The organism is Paenibacillus kribbensis (genome assembly GCF_001705305.1).
Taxonomy (GTDB): Bacteria; Bacillota; Bacilli; order Paenibacillales; family Paenibacillaceae; genus Paenibacillus; species Paenibacillus kribbensis_B.
On record NZ_MCBP01000005.1, the window covers coordinates 353,607 to 369,466 of the forward strand.

Consider the following 15,860-nt stretch of genomic DNA (forward strand, 5'->3'; position numbering starts at 1 on the left):
ATAATGAACAAAATCCCAAATCGTCAGGTCATCTGTGAAACACTGCTTAGCCTTGCCAAAGAGGATCGGGATATTATGGTATTGGCTAGTGATTCCCGCGGCTCTGCTGCCATGGCTCCTTTTGCCGATGCATACCCCGAACAATTTGTGGAGGTAGGCATTGCCGAGCAAAATATCGTCGGTATGTCAGCCGGACTCGCGCACAGTGGTAAAAAGCCGTTCGTCACCTCTCCTGCCTGTTTCCTCAGCATGCGTAGTATTGAGCAAATCAAGGTAGATGTAGCCTATTCCGGGACCAATGTAAAGCTGATCGGGATAAGCGGCGGTGTCAGCTACGGTGCACTGGGAATGTCCCATCACTCCGTTCAGGATATTGCCGTGGCCAGAGCAATTCCAGGTTTAATGGTCTTACTGCCCGCCGATCGTCATGAAACCAAAAAAATGACCGAAGCTCTGGTTCAGCATAACGGAGGTGCATATGTGCGGATCGGACGCAATGCTGTTGAAGATGTCTATCCGTCCGATGATTACCCGTTCGAGATTGGAAAAGCTGTCACCTTACAAGAAGGGTCAGACATTACCCTGATTGGCGCTGGTGAGACCGTCCGTATCATTCTGGATGCGGCTGAGTTGCTCCAGCAGGCGGGTGTGAAAGCTCGCGTCCTCAATATGCACACGATCAAGCCTCTTGATGAGGAAGCAATCATCGCCGCAGCACGCGAAACCGGAGGCATTATCACCGTGGAAGAGCACAGTGTATTCGGAGGTTTGGGTGCTGCCGTAGCAGAAGTCGTGGTTCAACATCAACCCGTTCCAATGAAAATACTGGGCATACCGGATGAGCCGGCGATTGCGGGCAAAACAGCTGAAGTATTTGAACATTATGGGCTTACAGCTGAGAATATCAGCAAGATTGTGCTCGAACTGATTAACAAGTAAGGAGCTGTAGCTGTAATGACTATCGAGACCTATATTCTGGCGATCGATCAAAGCACTTCCGGGACCAAAACACTGCTGGTCAATCGGCAGGGCGAAGTGATTGCCCGTTATTCTTTGGAGCACAAACAATATTACCCCCGACCGGGCTGGGTTGAACATGATCCGCTTGAGATATATAACAATGTGCTTATTGCGGCGAAAGGCGTGCTGGAGAAAGCCGGGCTTTCTCCTTCCTCGCTGGCCGCAGTCACCATTACGAATCAGCGAGAAACGGCTCTGATCTGGGACCGTTCTACCGGCTTGCCTATCTATAATGCCATTGTATGGCAGTGCCAGCGGACGGCAGAGGCCTGCTCACGGTTGAAGGATGATGGCTATGAAGATATGATCCGCTCCAAGACGGGTCTAATGCTCGATCCTTATTTCTCTGCTGCCAAGTTCAAATGGATTCTGGATCATGTGCCTCATGCGCCCCAACTGCTTGCTGAAGGCAAACTGCTTGCAGGAACCATTGACAGCTGGCTGCTATGGAAACTTACAGGCGGTCAAATACATGCAACCGATTACAGCAATGCCAGCCGTACTTCTCTCTTTAACATCCATACCCTTGCTTGGGATATGGATTTGTGCAACATATTTGGTGTTCCCTCCTCCCTGCTCCCTGAGGTAAAAGCATCCGATGCCGTGTATGGCTATACACAGGAAGCGCAATTATGGGACGAACAAGTAGCTATATCAGGGATAATCGGAGATTCACAAGGTGCACTGTACGGACACCGTTGCTTTGAAACTGGCGACGCCAAAGCAACGTATGGGACTGGAACGTCGGTACTTATGAATATTGGCCCGCAACCCGTGCAGGGCGGTGAAGGTCTTGTCACAACGATTGCCTGGGGTGCTTCAGGAAAGGTTACTTATGCATTGGAAGCAGTTATACGCACGACCGGAGACAGCATAAAATGGACAAGGGATAATCTGGGATTGTTCTCGTCATTTGAGGAAATGCAATCCATGGTCACCGGATTGCAGGACAATGAGGGCGTATATCTGGTCCCTGCTTTTGTCGGTTTAGGTGCTCCCTACTGGAACCCTTCTGCGCGTGCCGCAATTCTGGGTATGACCCGTGGAAGCGGCAAAGCGCATATTGTGCGCGCAGCGCTGGAGAGTATCGGGTATCAGGTGAGAGATGCGGTAGAATTTATACGCGAACAATCCGGTGTGCCCCTAACTAGTCTACGTACGGATGGTGGGGCCTCATCTAACAGCTGGCTCATGCAGTTCCAGGCAGATATCCTGGGTACCCATGTTACCCGCTCTACCTGTGCCGAGCTGTCTGCAATGGGCTCTGTGTATCTGGGCGGTCTCGGAGTCGGATACTGGTCGGATCCAGAAGGCATCGTCACTGGTAACACCTCTGATCAGAATCTGTATGAATACTACACTCCTAGCATGGACGAATTCAGCCGCCAGCGGCTTTATACAGGTTGGCAGAATGCAGTGCAGATGGTAATACGTTCAGAACAACCGCATACACCATCTTCTTCCTCCAACTATTGATTCAATCTTCTTCATTATTTTTGAGTTTACTACAAGCTTCCGGTTATTTTGCAGGTGTTACACTTGAAATAATCGGAGGTTTTTTAATTTACCGGTAGATTTGATTTTACATCATCTTTGGATAATATCTTATATGTTATCAAACTCTAAAATCATTCTTAACAAATGAAGACAATACTTAGTTCAATGTACACTGCATTTATTCTGCTATACAGAAAGGGGGGGCACCTTGAATGAATGCACGCATGGTTTCAATTCTTCAGCACTTACTGGCTGCAGACGCTCCTGTCAAAAGTGATTATCTCGCCAAATTGATCCAGGTTACTTCACGTACCATCCGCAGCGATATCCGGGAACTGGATGAATTTCTATCCAAGCACGGGGCAGCAATTGAACCTGTTCGTTCAAGGGGATATGTACTGAAAATTACGGATAATCGCAGCTTTCGTGCGCTGCTGCAACAGTTGTTCCTGTCCAGTGAGCCCGATGATCCAGGTTCTCCCGGCTACCGGCAATTGTATTTAATAAAGCGTCTCCTGCTTGCTGATCATTATGTGAAGCTGGAAGACCTTGCAGATGAGCTATATATAAGCAAGTCTACGGTGCAAAATGATTTCAAACAGGTTAAACAAACCCTGCAAAGCTACGGAATCACCATTGACAAACGGCCGAATTACGGAGTCAAACTGAAGGGTGATGAAGTTCAGCTTCGGTTTTGCTTGTCCGAGTTTATTGTAAGCCGTTCCGAAGAACAAGGCGGAACACTTCATGCAGCACTGCGCATCGTCAGCCCCCGCGAAATGACACTGATCTGCGGAATCGTTCTGGAACAGACTCAGAAATATGAAGTGACGCTCTCCGATATCGCCTTCAATAATTTATCCATTCATATTGCGATCGCCTGCAAGCGTATCCGTGACGGAAACCGGGTAGCTATGCTTTCGACGGAAATAGGAGATCTGCGAAGCACCGATGAGTTTCGGGCTGCCGAGCATATTGTCGAGCTGATCGAAAAGGAATTGCAGTTGTCTTTTCCCGAAGACGAAATCGCCTACATTGCCATGCATCTTGCCGGAAACAAGTGGTTTGTCGGAATTGAAGGACAGCAAATAGAGGACATGGGACCCGAGAAGCTGCTGGACCGAAACATCTATGAACTGGGCAAGGGAATGCTCGCCGAGATCGACAGGGATTTGAACCTGAACATCAGCCATGATCCGGAACTGCTCATAGGTATCTGCCTTCATCTGAAGCCGGCGCTGAACCGGGTAAAGTACGGGATGAACATCCGAAACCCCATGCTGGATCATGTCAAGAGCAACTATCCTCTGGCTTTTCAAGCAGGAGTCATCGGTGCCAAGCTGATCGAGAGCAAGCTGAATATTGCGATCCCGGAAGCGGAGATGGGCTATCTGGCCATTCACATCGGAGCAGCCATCGAAAGACAGCGTATGAACACCCGGCCAAAACGCTGTCTGGTCGTCTGCACTTCAGGAGTCGGAAGCGCCCGGCTGCTCAAGTACAAACTGCAAAGCACGTTTGGCAGCCGGCTTGAAGTGGCGGGTACAACGGAATATTACAAGCTTCAGCAGGTTCCCCTGCATGAAATTGATTTCGTGGTGAGCACCATTCCCATTCAGCTGCCATTATCCGTTCCGGTCGTGGTAGTGCAGACGCTTCTTGGCGGCAGTGATATGGACAAAATTGAAGGTTTGCTGGCCGGCGAAGCCGAGTTTGCTTTTCACTACATCCGGGAAGATCTCGTATTTCTGAGACAAAATTTCACCACCAAGGAAGAGGTCATCTCTTTTCTGGGCCAAAAAATATATGCTGAAGGGCTGATCCGCTCTGCCGAAGGCTTTATTGGACTCGTTCTGGAACGAGAACAAGCTGCACCCACGGCTTACGGAAATTTGGTGGCCATTCCTCACCCTATCATTCCGCAAAGCAATCAAACCGTATGGGCAGTCTGCACCCTTCAACAGCCTATCGATTGGGGCGACAAACCCGTGCAGTTCATCTGTCTCCTAAGCATTGAGAGAAACGGCAAAGAACCACCGGCCAATATGTATAAACATCTCATGGAACTGGTCGACAATTCGGATATCATCCAGCAGATGTTAAAATGCGAAACGTACGAGGAATTTTCCAGGATTATCGTTAAATATAAGCTGTATTGATACCAAGCTCCGCAGTGCATCTGACTGATATTCACAGAACAGGTGCTGCTTCGGAGCTTTTTGAAATGGAAGAAGTCCGTCTTTGCAGGAAGGTCCCTCCCTGTTCTTGAGCAGTAACGATGAATGAATTTCCGCTACTGACGGAAAAGGCTTGTGTTTAGATCTCGGCTGTAAACCTTTACACTGAATCTGTAAGTTAAAGAGAAAAAAGCATGAGGTGAAAGAGATGGATGAGTATCAGGAAATCATAATGGGAATTATAACCAATGCAGGCGTTGCCAAGAGTAAGGCGATGGAAGCGATCGCTCTTGCTCAAAAAGGTCACACACAGCTGGCGGCAGAGCGTCTTGAAGAAGGTAAAGCCGAGTTGGTTAAAGCGCATAAATTACAAACGAGGCTGATTCAACAGGAAGCTGGTGGAACCGTCCACGAAATCACACTGCTAATGGTGCATGCTCAAGATCACCTTATGTCGGCCATCACAACTAAAGATCTGGCTGGACATATGGTTGAGCTTTACGCCAGATTGAATCGCTATGAAGAAATCACAAATCACACTTCAATCGGAGGGAACAACTAATGAAACAAATTACACTGGTATGTGCTGCAGGAATGTCCACAAGTATGTTGGTACAGAAAATGCAAAAGGCTGCACAAGCGCAAAACCTTGAGGTTGAAATCAGAGCCACTTCCGAAGGTTCTTTTAAAGAATATGCTGACAAGACGGATGTGCTGCTGATTGGACCGCAGGTCGGCTACCTGGAGGGAGATTTCAAGGCAAAATATGAACCTAAAGGCATTAAGGTAAGCGTTATCAACACGATGGACTACGGTATGATGAACGGTGAAAAGGTGCTGGGAGACGCGCTTAAGCTGTAAAGCTCAGGGTAGGTGCTCACCCACCTGTCAGAATGGAAGCGTTCTCTAATTTATGATATAAGCAAATGAAAGTCTAAAGCAGGAGTTGAATAAATATGGCCAACCAACAAAAATTCTCTCATAAGCTTCAAAAAGTGGCGGGCAAAATTCAGCAAAACCGTTACATGAGCGCAATTTCCAACGGGCTGATGTCCACCCTTCCCTTTCTGATTATCGGAGCTTTTGCAACCCTCTTCTCTGCGCTTGCTTGGGAGCCTTATCAGAATCTCATTGCACCCGTGAAGGGCATAATCGGGTTGGCATCGACGATGACCACTGGTATCATTGCTTTGTATGCAGTATTTTTTATAGCCTACAGGCTGGCGCAAGCTTTTGACAAGGACCCCCTTGTTCCGGCTGCAACCGCCCTTCTCTCTTTTCTGATCGTCACACCGGTTCAGACCTTTGATAAAGTCCGGGCCTTGCCGCTTCAATGGCTCGGTGCACAAGGATTGTTCGTCGCCATGTTCGTAGGCTTGATTGCCGCACGGTTGTATATTTGGATTGTCGACCGCAATTGGACGATCAAAATGCCTGACGGGGTCCCACCTACCGTTGTCAAAACCTTCTCAGGATTGATCCCGGCCGTCTTGGTAGCACTTGTGTTCGTCATCGTGGCCGGTCTGTTCATGCAGACTCCGTTCGGTACGGTTCACGATTTTATCTACACTTATCTCCAAGTACCACTGGAAGGATTGGGCGGATCACTCGGTGCTTTGATTGTCGCGCTGATCATTATGCAGGCTCTGTGGATGTTCGGGATTCACGGGGCAATTGTTACACTCGCTATCGTTAAGCCGATCTGGATGAGTCTGGATCTGGCTAACCTTGACGCTTTCCAGGCAGGCACTCCTCTTCCGAACATTATCGGGCTGGCTTTTTGGTACATCTATTGCAACTATGCACCGATGCTCGGCTTTGCCCTGCTGTTGGTTTTCCTGGCCAAGAGCAAACAGCTCCGCACGATCGGGAAGCTTGGTCTTCCGGGTACCTTTTTCTCGATTCACGAGCCACTGGTCTTCGGGATTCCAATCGTATTGAACCCGTTGCTGGCTATTCCGTTTATCGTTACTCCTATTATTTGTGCGGTACTCGGCTATATTGCCACCAACATCGGCTTGTTGCCGATGCCAATCGGGATTTACCCGGCTTTCGGAACCCCTATCTTTGCTCTGGGCTTCATCGAAGGCAGCTGGAGACTGGCCGCCGCACAACTGGTGCTCATCCCGATCAGTATGCTGATCTACTATCCGTTCTTTAGAGCGCTGGATAAGCAGGCTCTGAATAAGGAACGCGAAGCGCAGGAGCAATTGGAACAACAGCAAGCGAGTGAAAATGCAGCAAGTCCTGTCATCTCATAATAGAAAAAAAAGCAGAAACGGCGAACGGCAAACGGTCGCCGTTTCTGCCATTACAACCGTTAGGAGAGAAAACTTTTGATTAAACTGAGCATCGCTGAGAACAAACGTTATTTCGTTAATGAGGGTACTCCTTTTTTTTATCTGGCCGATACGGTTTGGAGTGCGTTTACCAACATTACGCTGGAGGAATGGGCCTATTATCTGGATCATCGGAAAAGTCAGGGATTCAATGTCCTGCAAATCAATTTGCTGCGCCAGTGGGATGCAAGCGGCAGTGATTTAAGCTACGAACCGTTCGCACGTGTCGAGGATGGCAGCTACGATTTCTATACGCTGAACGAAGAATACTTTACCAGAGCAGAGACGATGATAGAAATGGCGATAAATAGAGGCTTTGTTCCTGCACTGGTTCTATTGTGGTGTAATTATATCCCGGATACCTGGGCCGCCAAGCTTCGTGAGGAGAAAAAGATGCCGCTTGAGGCAGTGGAACCTTATGTGCGTTATGTTGCCGAGCGTTTCTCCAAATTCTACCCCATTTATATTATAAGCGGTGACACCGACTTCCCTTCCGAGCGTGCCAACCAATATTACCGGATCGCTCTTCATACCGTAAAGCAGCACAGCCCGCAATGCCTGACCACTCTGCATATTCAAGGAAGATTAGCGGTATTGCCTGAGGAATTTATAGATGATCCCCATTTGGATTTTTACATGTATCAGTCAGGACATAATTCACAATTTCAACCAACGGCTTATACGCTCGCACTGGATTTCTATAATAAGCCTGTCACCCGGCCAGTGCTAAACTCGGAGCCCTGTTATGAGCAGATGGGCTACAGTCGGAAAGTCTATGGCCGTTTCAACCGCGCTGATGTTCGTAAGGCAGCTTGGCAAAGTCTTCTCTCCGGAGCCTCTGCTGGCATAACCTATGGAGCCCACGGCATTTGGAGCTGGCATCGGAAAGGCAAAAAGTTCGGAGTAACTGGGGAGGGATTCGACAGTCCATATGATTGGCAGTCTGCTCTTAAATTTGAAGGGGCATGGGATTATGGATTGGCCAAATGGCTCTTCGGGATCTACGGACTTACGGATATGCAGCCTTGGAACATTGTGCTTAAAAATACAGAAGAAATCCGTGCGGCTGTAACCGCAGATTACACGAAGGTCGCCATCTATGTTCCGATCAACACTGTGCTGAAGCTGGACGCGGATCTTAGTGAGTACGATTTCACGGTCATTGACCTGGAGAATCGTCGTTTTGGCACAACTTCAATCTCTGTGCAAGAGCAAATCACGATCATCGATATGCATGATTTCGAAGCGGATGCCCTACTGATCGGCATTAGAAAATAACAGCCCGTCAATTCCGGTTTACCAAAAGGGCAGCGGATAAGTATACGAAAAGTTTATCGCTATTATCGGCTGCAAAATAAATGAACAAATCATCAGAGACCAGCTCCATTTGAGCCGGTCTCTCTTTCAAAAAGTGATCTTTGATCGATTGTTGAAGTAGCAGAGGAGATTAGCTAGTACAAGAAGTATTGAACATCAATATTGATAATATGATAACGTGACACTCTGGTTGAAATGCTGTTGGAAGCTGCAAGTGGTATGAAATCAGTTGAAGGTTGTGATCTATATGTGGTAAACATTCCTGATAATGACCCTAATAGCATTTGGGTAACCGAAATATGGAGTGATCCTTCAACTCATCAAGCATCGTTGTCTTTAGACGAAGCAAAAGTACTCATCCAGAGAGCAAGACCGCTCATTGCTGGTATAGAGCAAATTAAACTTCGTCCGCAGGGCGGAAAAGGAATTTAGTCCACACAAGCACTTATCTTCTCATCGCCAAGTTTTATTGTCGCATCTCCCATAGTTTTATTCATCTCTGCTCCCTTCTGATGTTTTCCCTGAGATTGATATCGGAACATAGATGATGATTCATCACAAAAAAGAAATAGAGTGAAGAATACAGGAACTGTATCATAACTTAGACAAAATAAATTACAAACTTGCTCTCTACGACATTATTGAGGCTCAAAAAAACTCAAACAAAATTAAAATTTAACCGTGGATAGCTCACTCATGTTGCCAAAGCAAAAACACCTCCAAAGTTTCTCCTCACATCTTACGACATGGCGGCATTCTCTTGAAGGTGTTTTAATTTGTCTCACGCTATGGGGTCAGTCCCCTACGTTAGCAGCTCTATCTCCAGCCTTTTATCCTTCCTTGACACAGTCGTTAGGACTGTAAGTTTTCTCTTCGCGGAACCCTACACCATCTTCACTATTAATTGAAAATATAGGAGAAGCCCCGCTCAACCTATAGCCAAATTATTCATGCTCAAGCTACTTATAAGAAGGCCAGTTCTAATAAAACTGACTCCCTCCTTACCTTGGTAAATCGCTTATTTCTGGAAGTATTGCGCGCCATTTTTTGCAATAACTTCTTTGTACCAATGAAAACTTTTCTTTTTAATTCTTCTAAGCGTGCCAGAACCATCATTATTTCTGTCAACATAAATGTAACCATAACGTTTCTTCATTTCACCAGTACCGTTGCTTACGAGATCTATTGGCCCCCAACTTGTATATCCCATAATGTCTACACCATCCTGAATAGCCTTGGCGACCTCAGAGAGATGCTCCCGCAAATAAATGACACGGTAACCATCATTAATCACGTCGTCTGCTTCCAGGATGTCTGCTGCACCCAGACCATTCTCCACAATAAATAATGGCTTCTGATAACGGTCATATAATAGGTTCAGAGCGATTCTTAGACCAAGCGGGTCAATCTGCCAGCCCCATTCCGATGAAGGCAAATAAGGATTTTTGACACCACCGAAGAGATTGCCAGCCATAGTCTCCTTCCCCTCCGGATTTGGCTCACAGCACGGCTCATGTAGTAGCTAAAGCCAATAAAATCAACAGGGTAGCTTTTTAGAATAGGATTTCCCCTTCTCCTTGCAGAGCCGCAAAAACATCCTCCGGTGTACTCGTCAATGGATATGCAGGAATATAAGCCAACATACATCCGATTTGGGCATCAGAAATAGCTTCATGACAAGCCTTAACGGCTAGAGCACTCGCTACGAACTGATGGTGTGCAGCCTGATATTGAATCTGTTTCTTGTTTTCTCCTTCTCGGACGATAATTCCACCGCCTGTGAACGGATAATGGGCAAGAAAAGTGCGATATCTTCTTTATACCGATGGTAAAAATCGATAGCTTCGTGAGGGGGATATTTGCCTTCGGGAATTTCCATAATCGGCCCTGTAATTCCATAAGGCAATACATCTGCTGTGGACAATCCTTTTCCATCCTCTAAAAATGCACCTTCTAACTGGTTGGCCGCTACAGCGCCGCCCCATAAGAAGTTTTCCGGAAAACTGTATGTGTTGGATTGAAAAGGTGAGTCTCCTTTCTGACTAGTTTTGCTTAGACAACAAGCGTCAGCAACTTATCTTGTGCCAAAACCGATGAGTTTGTTGTTTCAATAACATCCAAATAATCGCCGGTATTCGAGATTATAACTGGAGTGATCGGATTATATCCGGCTTCCTTAATCTTCTTAAGATCAAAATCAATCAATAGATCCCCTTTGCGGACCTGATCTCCTGCCTTAACCCGAGGGGTGAAATATTGCCCTTTTAATTGAACGGTGTTGATTCCAATGTGAATCAATATTTCCGCACCACTCTCAGACAAAATAATTACAGCATGACCTGACTTGAGGATTGTGCCAATCGTACCGTTCACTGGAGATACGGCTTGGCCAACACTCGGAATAATTGCAATCCCTTTCCCCATAGCACCTTCTGCAAAAGCAGGATCGGGAACTTCAGTTAAGGATTTCACATCTCCTGTTAATGGGCTGAGGAGTACCTCTTTCTTCAAGATCTGCGAAACACCAGTAAGGTTGACACTTGCTTCCGGTTGAACAGCCTTTACTTCTACTGTAGGAGTTGCGTCACTTGGCTCAGTCACTGCAACAGCTTTTTTGTCTTGGTATCCGAAAAGAATCGTCAGAATCAAACCAATCCCCATGGCGGCGGCAATCCCTATTAAATAATACCCGACAGGTTCAAATGCACCGATTGAAAAAATATTTTGGAAGACAAATGCTGTAGCATACGTATGGAAACCGCCATTAATCGCCCCTCCGACAGCTCCGGCAATAATAACATATGGGATCGTGCGCTTGTAACGCAGCAATATCCCGTATACGGTCGGCTCAGAGACACCGGCTAACAACAGACTTAACGTAGAGGAACCGGCAATTGATTTCAAAGACTTTTCTTTAGATTTAAGGAAAACAGCCAGTGCCACCCCTGCCATTGCAAAGTTAGAAGCTGCCCACATCGCAAGGATTGGATCGGTTCCATTCGTAAGATTTGCCAGAACGATCGGAATAATGCCCCAATGAAGACCAAAAACAACAAGGAAAAAGATTAATCCGCCAATTACAGCTCCTGTTAACAGCCCGCTTACTCCCATGAGATAATTAATAGCATCTGCTATCGCGTTTCCGATATATACTCCAAATGGGCCAAAGATCATCGCAGTGAGTGGCACAATGATGACTAAGGATAATAACGGAACCAAAAACGTCTGCAGCTCTTTATGGATGATTTTCTTTAGATATTTCTCCACGTAAGAGAATATCCAAATAGCTACGAATACCGGAAAGACGGTTGCTGAATAATCCATTAAGACTACAGGAATGCCTAGAAAGGAAGAAGTATCTCCATTAGCCAATAACCCCGTAAAGTTCGGTTCCATTAATGCTGCACCGATAACTCCACCTACATAAGGATTGGCGCCAAATTTGATCGCTGCAGTGACGCCCAGGAATATAGGCAGGAAATAGAAGACGGCATTAGCTGCTGCAGCCAGAATGAGGTAGGTTCCACTTTCCGCAGATACCCAGCCAAAGGTTGTGAACAGGGTTAAAAAAGCTTTTAGTATCCCCGCTCCGGCCATTGCAGGCAACAGAGGAGAAAGACTTCCGGAAATCACTGCAAAAATTGTGGACAGAATCTTCTCCTTAGGTTTATCTGCATCCTCTGATGCAGAATTCCCTGTCCCAAGTTTGCTAGTTTTCATAATCTCTTGATATACGTGTGCAACGTCATTTCCGATAACCACTTGAAATTGACCGCCACTTTCTACGACTGTCAGCACTCCTTCTAAGCTTGTCAGCTTCTCTTTATCGGGTAAATGACTGTCTTTTAAATTAAATCTCAACCGGGTTGCACAATGGACAAGATTCGTAACATTCTCCTCTCCACCGATGTTCTGCACGATATCTTTCGCTAATCTTTCGTACTTCATTTGTGCTCGCTCCTTTAGACCTCATTCTGGTTTATATGAAATAAAAAAACCTGAATAGGTGATTAAGTACACTGAAAAACAGTACACTTATCACTTATCCAGGCTTTGCCCAACTAATGGTAACAACCCTGCAATTTATTGTAATAGGCTAATCTCTGCTGGTCACACGCCTAATATGGAGCATGAAATAGACCATTTCACCTTCGGTTGTCTCAACTTGATACTCTTCCCGTAAATATGCCCTTACCTTCTCACTGCAGGCAAAAGCTTCAGGATACTTGGCAACGACTTGTTCGTAGAGCTCATCATCCTCAGAAGGAATCGATTCATGCCGCATGGTGCGATAAGAAAAATATTTTAAGTGAGTCACAAAGCGGCTATAATTTAACGAATTCTCATCTAGCTCAATCCCATAATGAAGTGTTACTATATTAAGAATTCCTTGAACCATCTGGGTAACCATCAAGGTCTGTTCCATTTCCTGACCATCCTGCTGACCATTTACAAAATGCATTGCGATAAAGCCAGCTTCATCTACAGGCAGTTTAATTCCGGTTTCCTTTTCAATTAAGTGTAAAGCATGCATTGCCGTGTGATATTCTTTCGGATAGAACTTCTGTATCTCCCAGAGCAGCGCATTCTTGAGACTCAATCCCTGCGCGGAGCGCGTAATTGCATAACTAATATGATCTGTAAGAGCCAGGTAGATATTATCACTAAAGGAAGTGTGTAGATCCTTTACTGCATAGCGGATAATTTGATCTGTCAATTCTAGATGCTTTGGAGGAATCTCACTCAGTAATGTAGATAGCCGCTCAGATAATTCCTTAGTCTCCATCACGAAGGTCTTTTCAATTTTTGATGGATCTATATTTCCACCTGGATTTTTCTGATAGGCTAGTCCCTTTCCAATAACAATGATCTCGGATCGATTCGGCCCTTCAACCAGTGCAACATTATTGTTAAATATTTTTTTAATCCTCATGAGTTCGCCCACTTTATATTTTTTACTAACAAAAAAAGCCTAAACTAATCCTAAACTAAATATAATTTAGCACGGATTGGTTTAGGCTTTGCCTGCGATGCAGTAACAACCCTAATATTAATTGTAGATTTATTATATAAGATGGAGAGAACGTTTTCAACAAAAAAATAATCTCAAATCTGGATTTGAACACCTGTCGCTTAATTTTGGAATTGCATAGCTCATGGAAAACGTTCTTTTTGTTATTGAAGAGGGGCGGAATTGGTAATCACCGCTTTAACACAAGTGGCAAAAATACTTCGTCCACAATCTCAGCAATCGTCTGCTCAGACATTGGTCTATTATAAAGTATTAACTCATTGCGGGCCAAATCTGCTGGCAAAGTAAGTATCCGGGGCGTAACGGTTTCGGCCGACACCTCTCCTCGGTCAACAGCTCGCTGTAGCACTATTGTCATTGTCCTGTTATGACGTCCTTCGGGGAATAGCACGGATGCAAGCGGCATGGCCCCGATTTCTGTTACGAGCCCATAGAAAGCCTTCATCATCACTTCGATAATGTTCTGATTCATCAATCTAAGCACGCCGCAAACATCATCTCTCAAATTCCCGTAATCGGGCACCTCCTCCAGCGGCAGGGGCACGCGTTCCTGGATCGCCGCCAATACAATTTCAGCGCGGTTGGCCCATCGCCGGTAAAGTACGGCTTTGCTTGTTCCCGACCGTTCCGCCACTCCATCCATCGTAAGATTAGAATATCCTCGTTCTTTCAACTCTTCCCATACCGCTTGTAGTATAGCCGCTTCCAGTTCTTTGCCCCTGCGTCTGCTTTTCAATTTATCTTGGTGTTGAGAATTGGACATATTGTTCTCATACTCCTTAAAAAAATTCGTTGCGTTTCATATAGCGATAGTATATCATAAATGCAAATAAGAAACTCATAGTTTCTTATTTGCACGATCAAAGGGAGGTTTCAACTTGCAAAAACAAAGTTCCGAAACGCTTGAATCGGCTGAACAGCAGGCGGCCGCGAAGAAAATGATGTGGATTCTAATGGTCGGTATTCTGGCCCCGCTATTCGACACGACGATAACCAATGTTGCTATTGATACGCTGGTTCGGGAATTTAATACCTCGGTGTCGACCATTCAATGGGTTATGACCAGTTATCTGCTTGCGCTTGGCATGGTCATTCCCATCACCGGCTGGGCCGTGGAGCGATTTGGGGGCAAGTCTATGTGGATTTTTTCGCTTTGTATGTTCTTGCTTGGTTCTGTTCTATGCAGCTTGGCGTGGAACGTGGAGAGCCTGATTTTTTTCCGTACCATACAGGGGATCGGCGGGGGATTGCTGATGCCGATTATGCAGACCTTGGGAGTACGTGCCTTCGGAGGGCAAAATATGGGCAAAGGGATGGCCACGGTCGGTTTGCCGGCGCTGCTTGGACCGATTTTGGGGCCAGTGCTGGGAGGCCTCATCATTAATCATCTGAACTGGAGATGGATTTTTCTGGTAAACATTCCACTCTGCATCGTTGCCATCATTATGGCGTGGAAGGGGCTGCCCAATGAAGAGCGCAGAACCCGAACGTTGCGGCTGGATCTGCTGGGACTGATGCTGCTTTCTCCGGCCATCGTTCTCATTATTTGCGGTCTTGGAGAAGTAAGCTCCAACCACGGTTTCGGCCATGTCGCGGTTCTCGTTCCCGTTTTAGCGGGTTTAGCACTTTTGGCTGTGTTTGTCGTTTATGCGTTTCGCAAAGGAAGCGAAGCGTTGCTTGATGTTAGGCTATTTCGGGTGCGTTCTTTAGCCGTATCCACGATACTGCTCTTTTTATCCGGCCTGACCACCTACGGGGCGATGCTTCTGCTGCCGTTATACTTCCAGCAAGTCCGCGGCGAATCCGTGCTTATATCCGGTCTGCTGCTCGTGCCGCAAGGGGTCGGGATGCTGCTGACAAGATCGCTTGCCGGCAAACTAACGGATCAGATCGGTTCGAGACCCGTCGTTCTTGTCGGAACCATGCTTACCTTGCTTGGAACATGGCCATTTACACAACTTAGCGCGGATACGAGCTATTATTATTTGAGCGCAGCATTGATCGTGCGGGGGGCAGGATTAGGGGCTGTGTTTCTGCCGGTCATGGCTTCCGCCTATATTGGCCTGTCTTCGAAGCAAATCCCGCATGCCAGCAGCACCACTCGTATTATGCAGCAAATCGGCGGCGCCTTTGGCGCATCGGTTATCGCTATTATTTTGCAGATTAATTCTGTCATGCCACATGACCCGACAGCTGTAGCTGTTGCGTTCGATCATGTGTTTATCTGGTCGATTGCCTTCTCTGCACTGGCGCTAATTCCGGCGACACTTCTGCCGAGAATAAAAAGATAAATTCGAGTGTGGTTTTCATTCCGCGGACAACAGGTCTTTTATTCGGCCCCATCGGTCGTATCGTATTTCGTATCTTCTACATAATAACCTTAGAAAAAATAAGATCGTATTTTAAAATTGTCCTGATGCATCAAAGTTTTCTTGATGATCAGGACTTTTTGAGATGTGCCAAATTTGATTACAAACG

The 15,860-nt window shown here is 46.3% G+C and carries 12 protein-coding genes and 1 pseudogene; 9 read left to right on the forward strand and 4 right to left on the reverse strand.

Translation table 11 applies throughout. From position 1 onward, the window contains the following. Nucleotides 1–3 precede the first annotated feature (3 nt). From BAZ21_RS12600 to BAZ21_RS12635, 8 genes are all read left to right on the forward strand, one after another. Nucleotides 4–939 (forward strand): transketolase family protein, encoded by a 936-nt coding sequence (locus BAZ21_RS12600; protein WP_068500802.1) that lies wholly within the window; start codon nucleotides 4–6, stop codon nucleotides 937–939. 15 nt (nucleotides 940–954) lie between these two features. After that, nucleotides 955–2,496: a glycerol kinase GlpK gene (gene glpK / locus BAZ21_RS12605; protein WP_068500806.1), complete on the forward strand. Its 1,542-nt coding sequence runs from the start codon at nucleotides 955–957 to the stop codon at nucleotides 2,494–2,496. Between the two features lie 233 nt (nucleotides 2,497–2,729). Continuing rightward, the gene (locus tag BAZ21_RS12610) at nucleotides 2,730–4,676 is read left to right on the forward strand and encodes a BglG family transcription antiterminator (protein ID WP_068500810.1); all 1,947 of its coding nucleotides are present in this window, start codon (nucleotides 2,730–2,732) and stop codon (nucleotides 4,674–4,676) included. Nucleotides 4,677–4,902: 226 nt separating this feature from the next. Beyond that, on the forward strand, nucleotides 4,903–5,256 hold the full coding sequence (locus BAZ21_RS12615) for a PTS lactose/cellobiose transporter subunit IIA (RefSeq protein WP_068500814.1): 354 nt from the start codon (nucleotides 4,903–4,905) through the stop codon (nucleotides 5,254–5,256). Continuing rightward, a complete protein-coding gene (locus BAZ21_RS12620; RefSeq protein ID WP_068500817.1) occupies nucleotides 5,256–5,555 on the forward strand; it encodes a PTS sugar transporter subunit IIB in 300 nt (99 codons plus the stop codon). The genes BAZ21_RS12615 and BAZ21_RS12620 overlap by 1 nt, the downstream gene beginning before the upstream one ends. Nucleotides 5,556–5,650: 95 nt before the next feature. Next, the gene (locus tag BAZ21_RS12625; protein WP_068500819.1) at nucleotides 5,651–6,955 is read left to right on the forward strand and encodes a PTS sugar transporter subunit IIC; all 1,305 of its coding nucleotides are present in this window, start codon (nucleotides 5,651–5,653) and stop codon (nucleotides 6,953–6,955) included. Nucleotides 6,956–7,030: 75 nt separating this feature from the next. Continuing rightward, entirely contained in the window at nucleotides 7,031–8,311 is a 1,281-nt protein-coding gene (locus BAZ21_RS12630; RefSeq protein WP_068500822.1) for an apiosidase-like domain-containing protein, read from the forward strand. 225 nt (nucleotides 8,312–8,536) lie between these two features. Further along, nucleotides 8,537–8,782, forward strand: coding sequence for a putative quinol monooxygenase (locus BAZ21_RS12635; RefSeq protein WP_068500826.1), 246 nt, complete (start codon nucleotides 8,537–8,539; stop codon nucleotides 8,780–8,782). A gap of 586 nt (nucleotides 8,783–9,368) precedes the next feature. Here BAZ21_RS12635 and BAZ21_RS29600 read toward each other — a convergent pair. The 4 genes and pseudogenes from BAZ21_RS29600 to BAZ21_RS12655 form a co-directional block, all read right to left on the reverse strand. After that, nucleotides 9,369–10,367 (reverse strand): annotated as a pseudogene (locus BAZ21_RS29600) (family 1 glycosylhydrolase); the annotation flags it as partial. Between the two features lie 35 nt (nucleotides 10,368–10,402). After that, complete coding sequence (locus tag BAZ21_RS12645; RefSeq protein ID WP_068500828.1) at nucleotides 10,403–12,298, reverse strand: beta-glucoside-specific PTS transporter subunit IIABC; 1,896 nt, start codon at nucleotides 12,296–12,298, stop codon at nucleotides 10,403–10,405. A gap of 148 nt (nucleotides 12,299–12,446) precedes the next feature. Continuing rightward, complete coding sequence (gene licT / locus BAZ21_RS12650; protein ID WP_068500831.1) at nucleotides 12,447–13,283, reverse strand: BglG family transcription antiterminator LicT; 837 nt, start codon at nucleotides 13,281–13,283, stop codon at nucleotides 12,447–12,449. A gap of 268 nt (nucleotides 13,284–13,551) precedes the next feature. Continuing rightward, nucleotides 13,552–14,145, reverse strand: coding sequence for a TetR/AcrR family transcriptional regulator (locus tag BAZ21_RS12655; RefSeq protein WP_068500834.1), 594 nt, complete (start codon nucleotides 14,143–14,145; stop codon nucleotides 13,552–13,554). A gap of 115 nt (nucleotides 14,146–14,260) precedes the next feature. Between BAZ21_RS12655 and BAZ21_RS12660 the strand changes: the two genes are divergently transcribed. Then, complete coding sequence (locus BAZ21_RS12660; RefSeq protein ID WP_256020781.1) at nucleotides 14,261–15,673, forward strand: MDR family MFS transporter; 1,413 nt, start codon at nucleotides 14,261–14,263, stop codon at nucleotides 15,671–15,673. Nucleotides 15,674–15,860 lie beyond the last annotated feature (187 nt).

Bases quoted from the DNA above. Each gene is read 5' to 3' on its own strand.
- BAZ21_RS12600 (WP_068500802.1), top strand. From the start codon at position 4: ATGAACAAAATCCCAAATCGTCAGGTCATCTGTGAAACACTGCTTAGC.
- glpK (WP_068500806.1), top strand. From the start codon at position 955: ATGACTATCGAGACCTATATTCTGGCGATCGATCAAAGCACTTCCGGG.
- BAZ21_RS12610 (WP_068500810.1), top strand. From the start codon at position 2,730: ATGAATGCACGCATGGTTTCAATTCTTCAGCACTTACTGGCTGCAGAC.
- BAZ21_RS12615 (WP_068500814.1), top strand. From the start codon at position 4,903: ATGGATGAGTATCAGGAAATCATAATGGGAATTATAACCAATGCAGGC.
- BAZ21_RS12620 (WP_068500817.1), top strand. From the start codon at position 5,256: ATGAAACAAATTACACTGGTATGTGCTGCAGGAATGTCCACAAGTATG.
- BAZ21_RS12625 (WP_068500819.1), top strand. From the start codon at position 5,651: ATGGCCAACCAACAAAAATTCTCTCATAAGCTTCAAAAAGTGGCGGGC.
- BAZ21_RS12645 (WP_068500828.1), bottom strand. From the start codon at position 12,298: ATGAAGTACGAAAGATTAGCGAAAGATATCGTGCAGAACATCGGTGGA.
- licT (WP_068500831.1), bottom strand. From the start codon at position 13,283: ATGAGGATTAAAAAAATATTTAACAATAATGTTGCACTGGTTGAAGGG.
- BAZ21_RS12655 (WP_068500834.1), bottom strand. From the start codon at position 14,145: ATGTCCAATTCTCAACACCAAGATAAATTGAAAAGCAGACGCAGGGGC.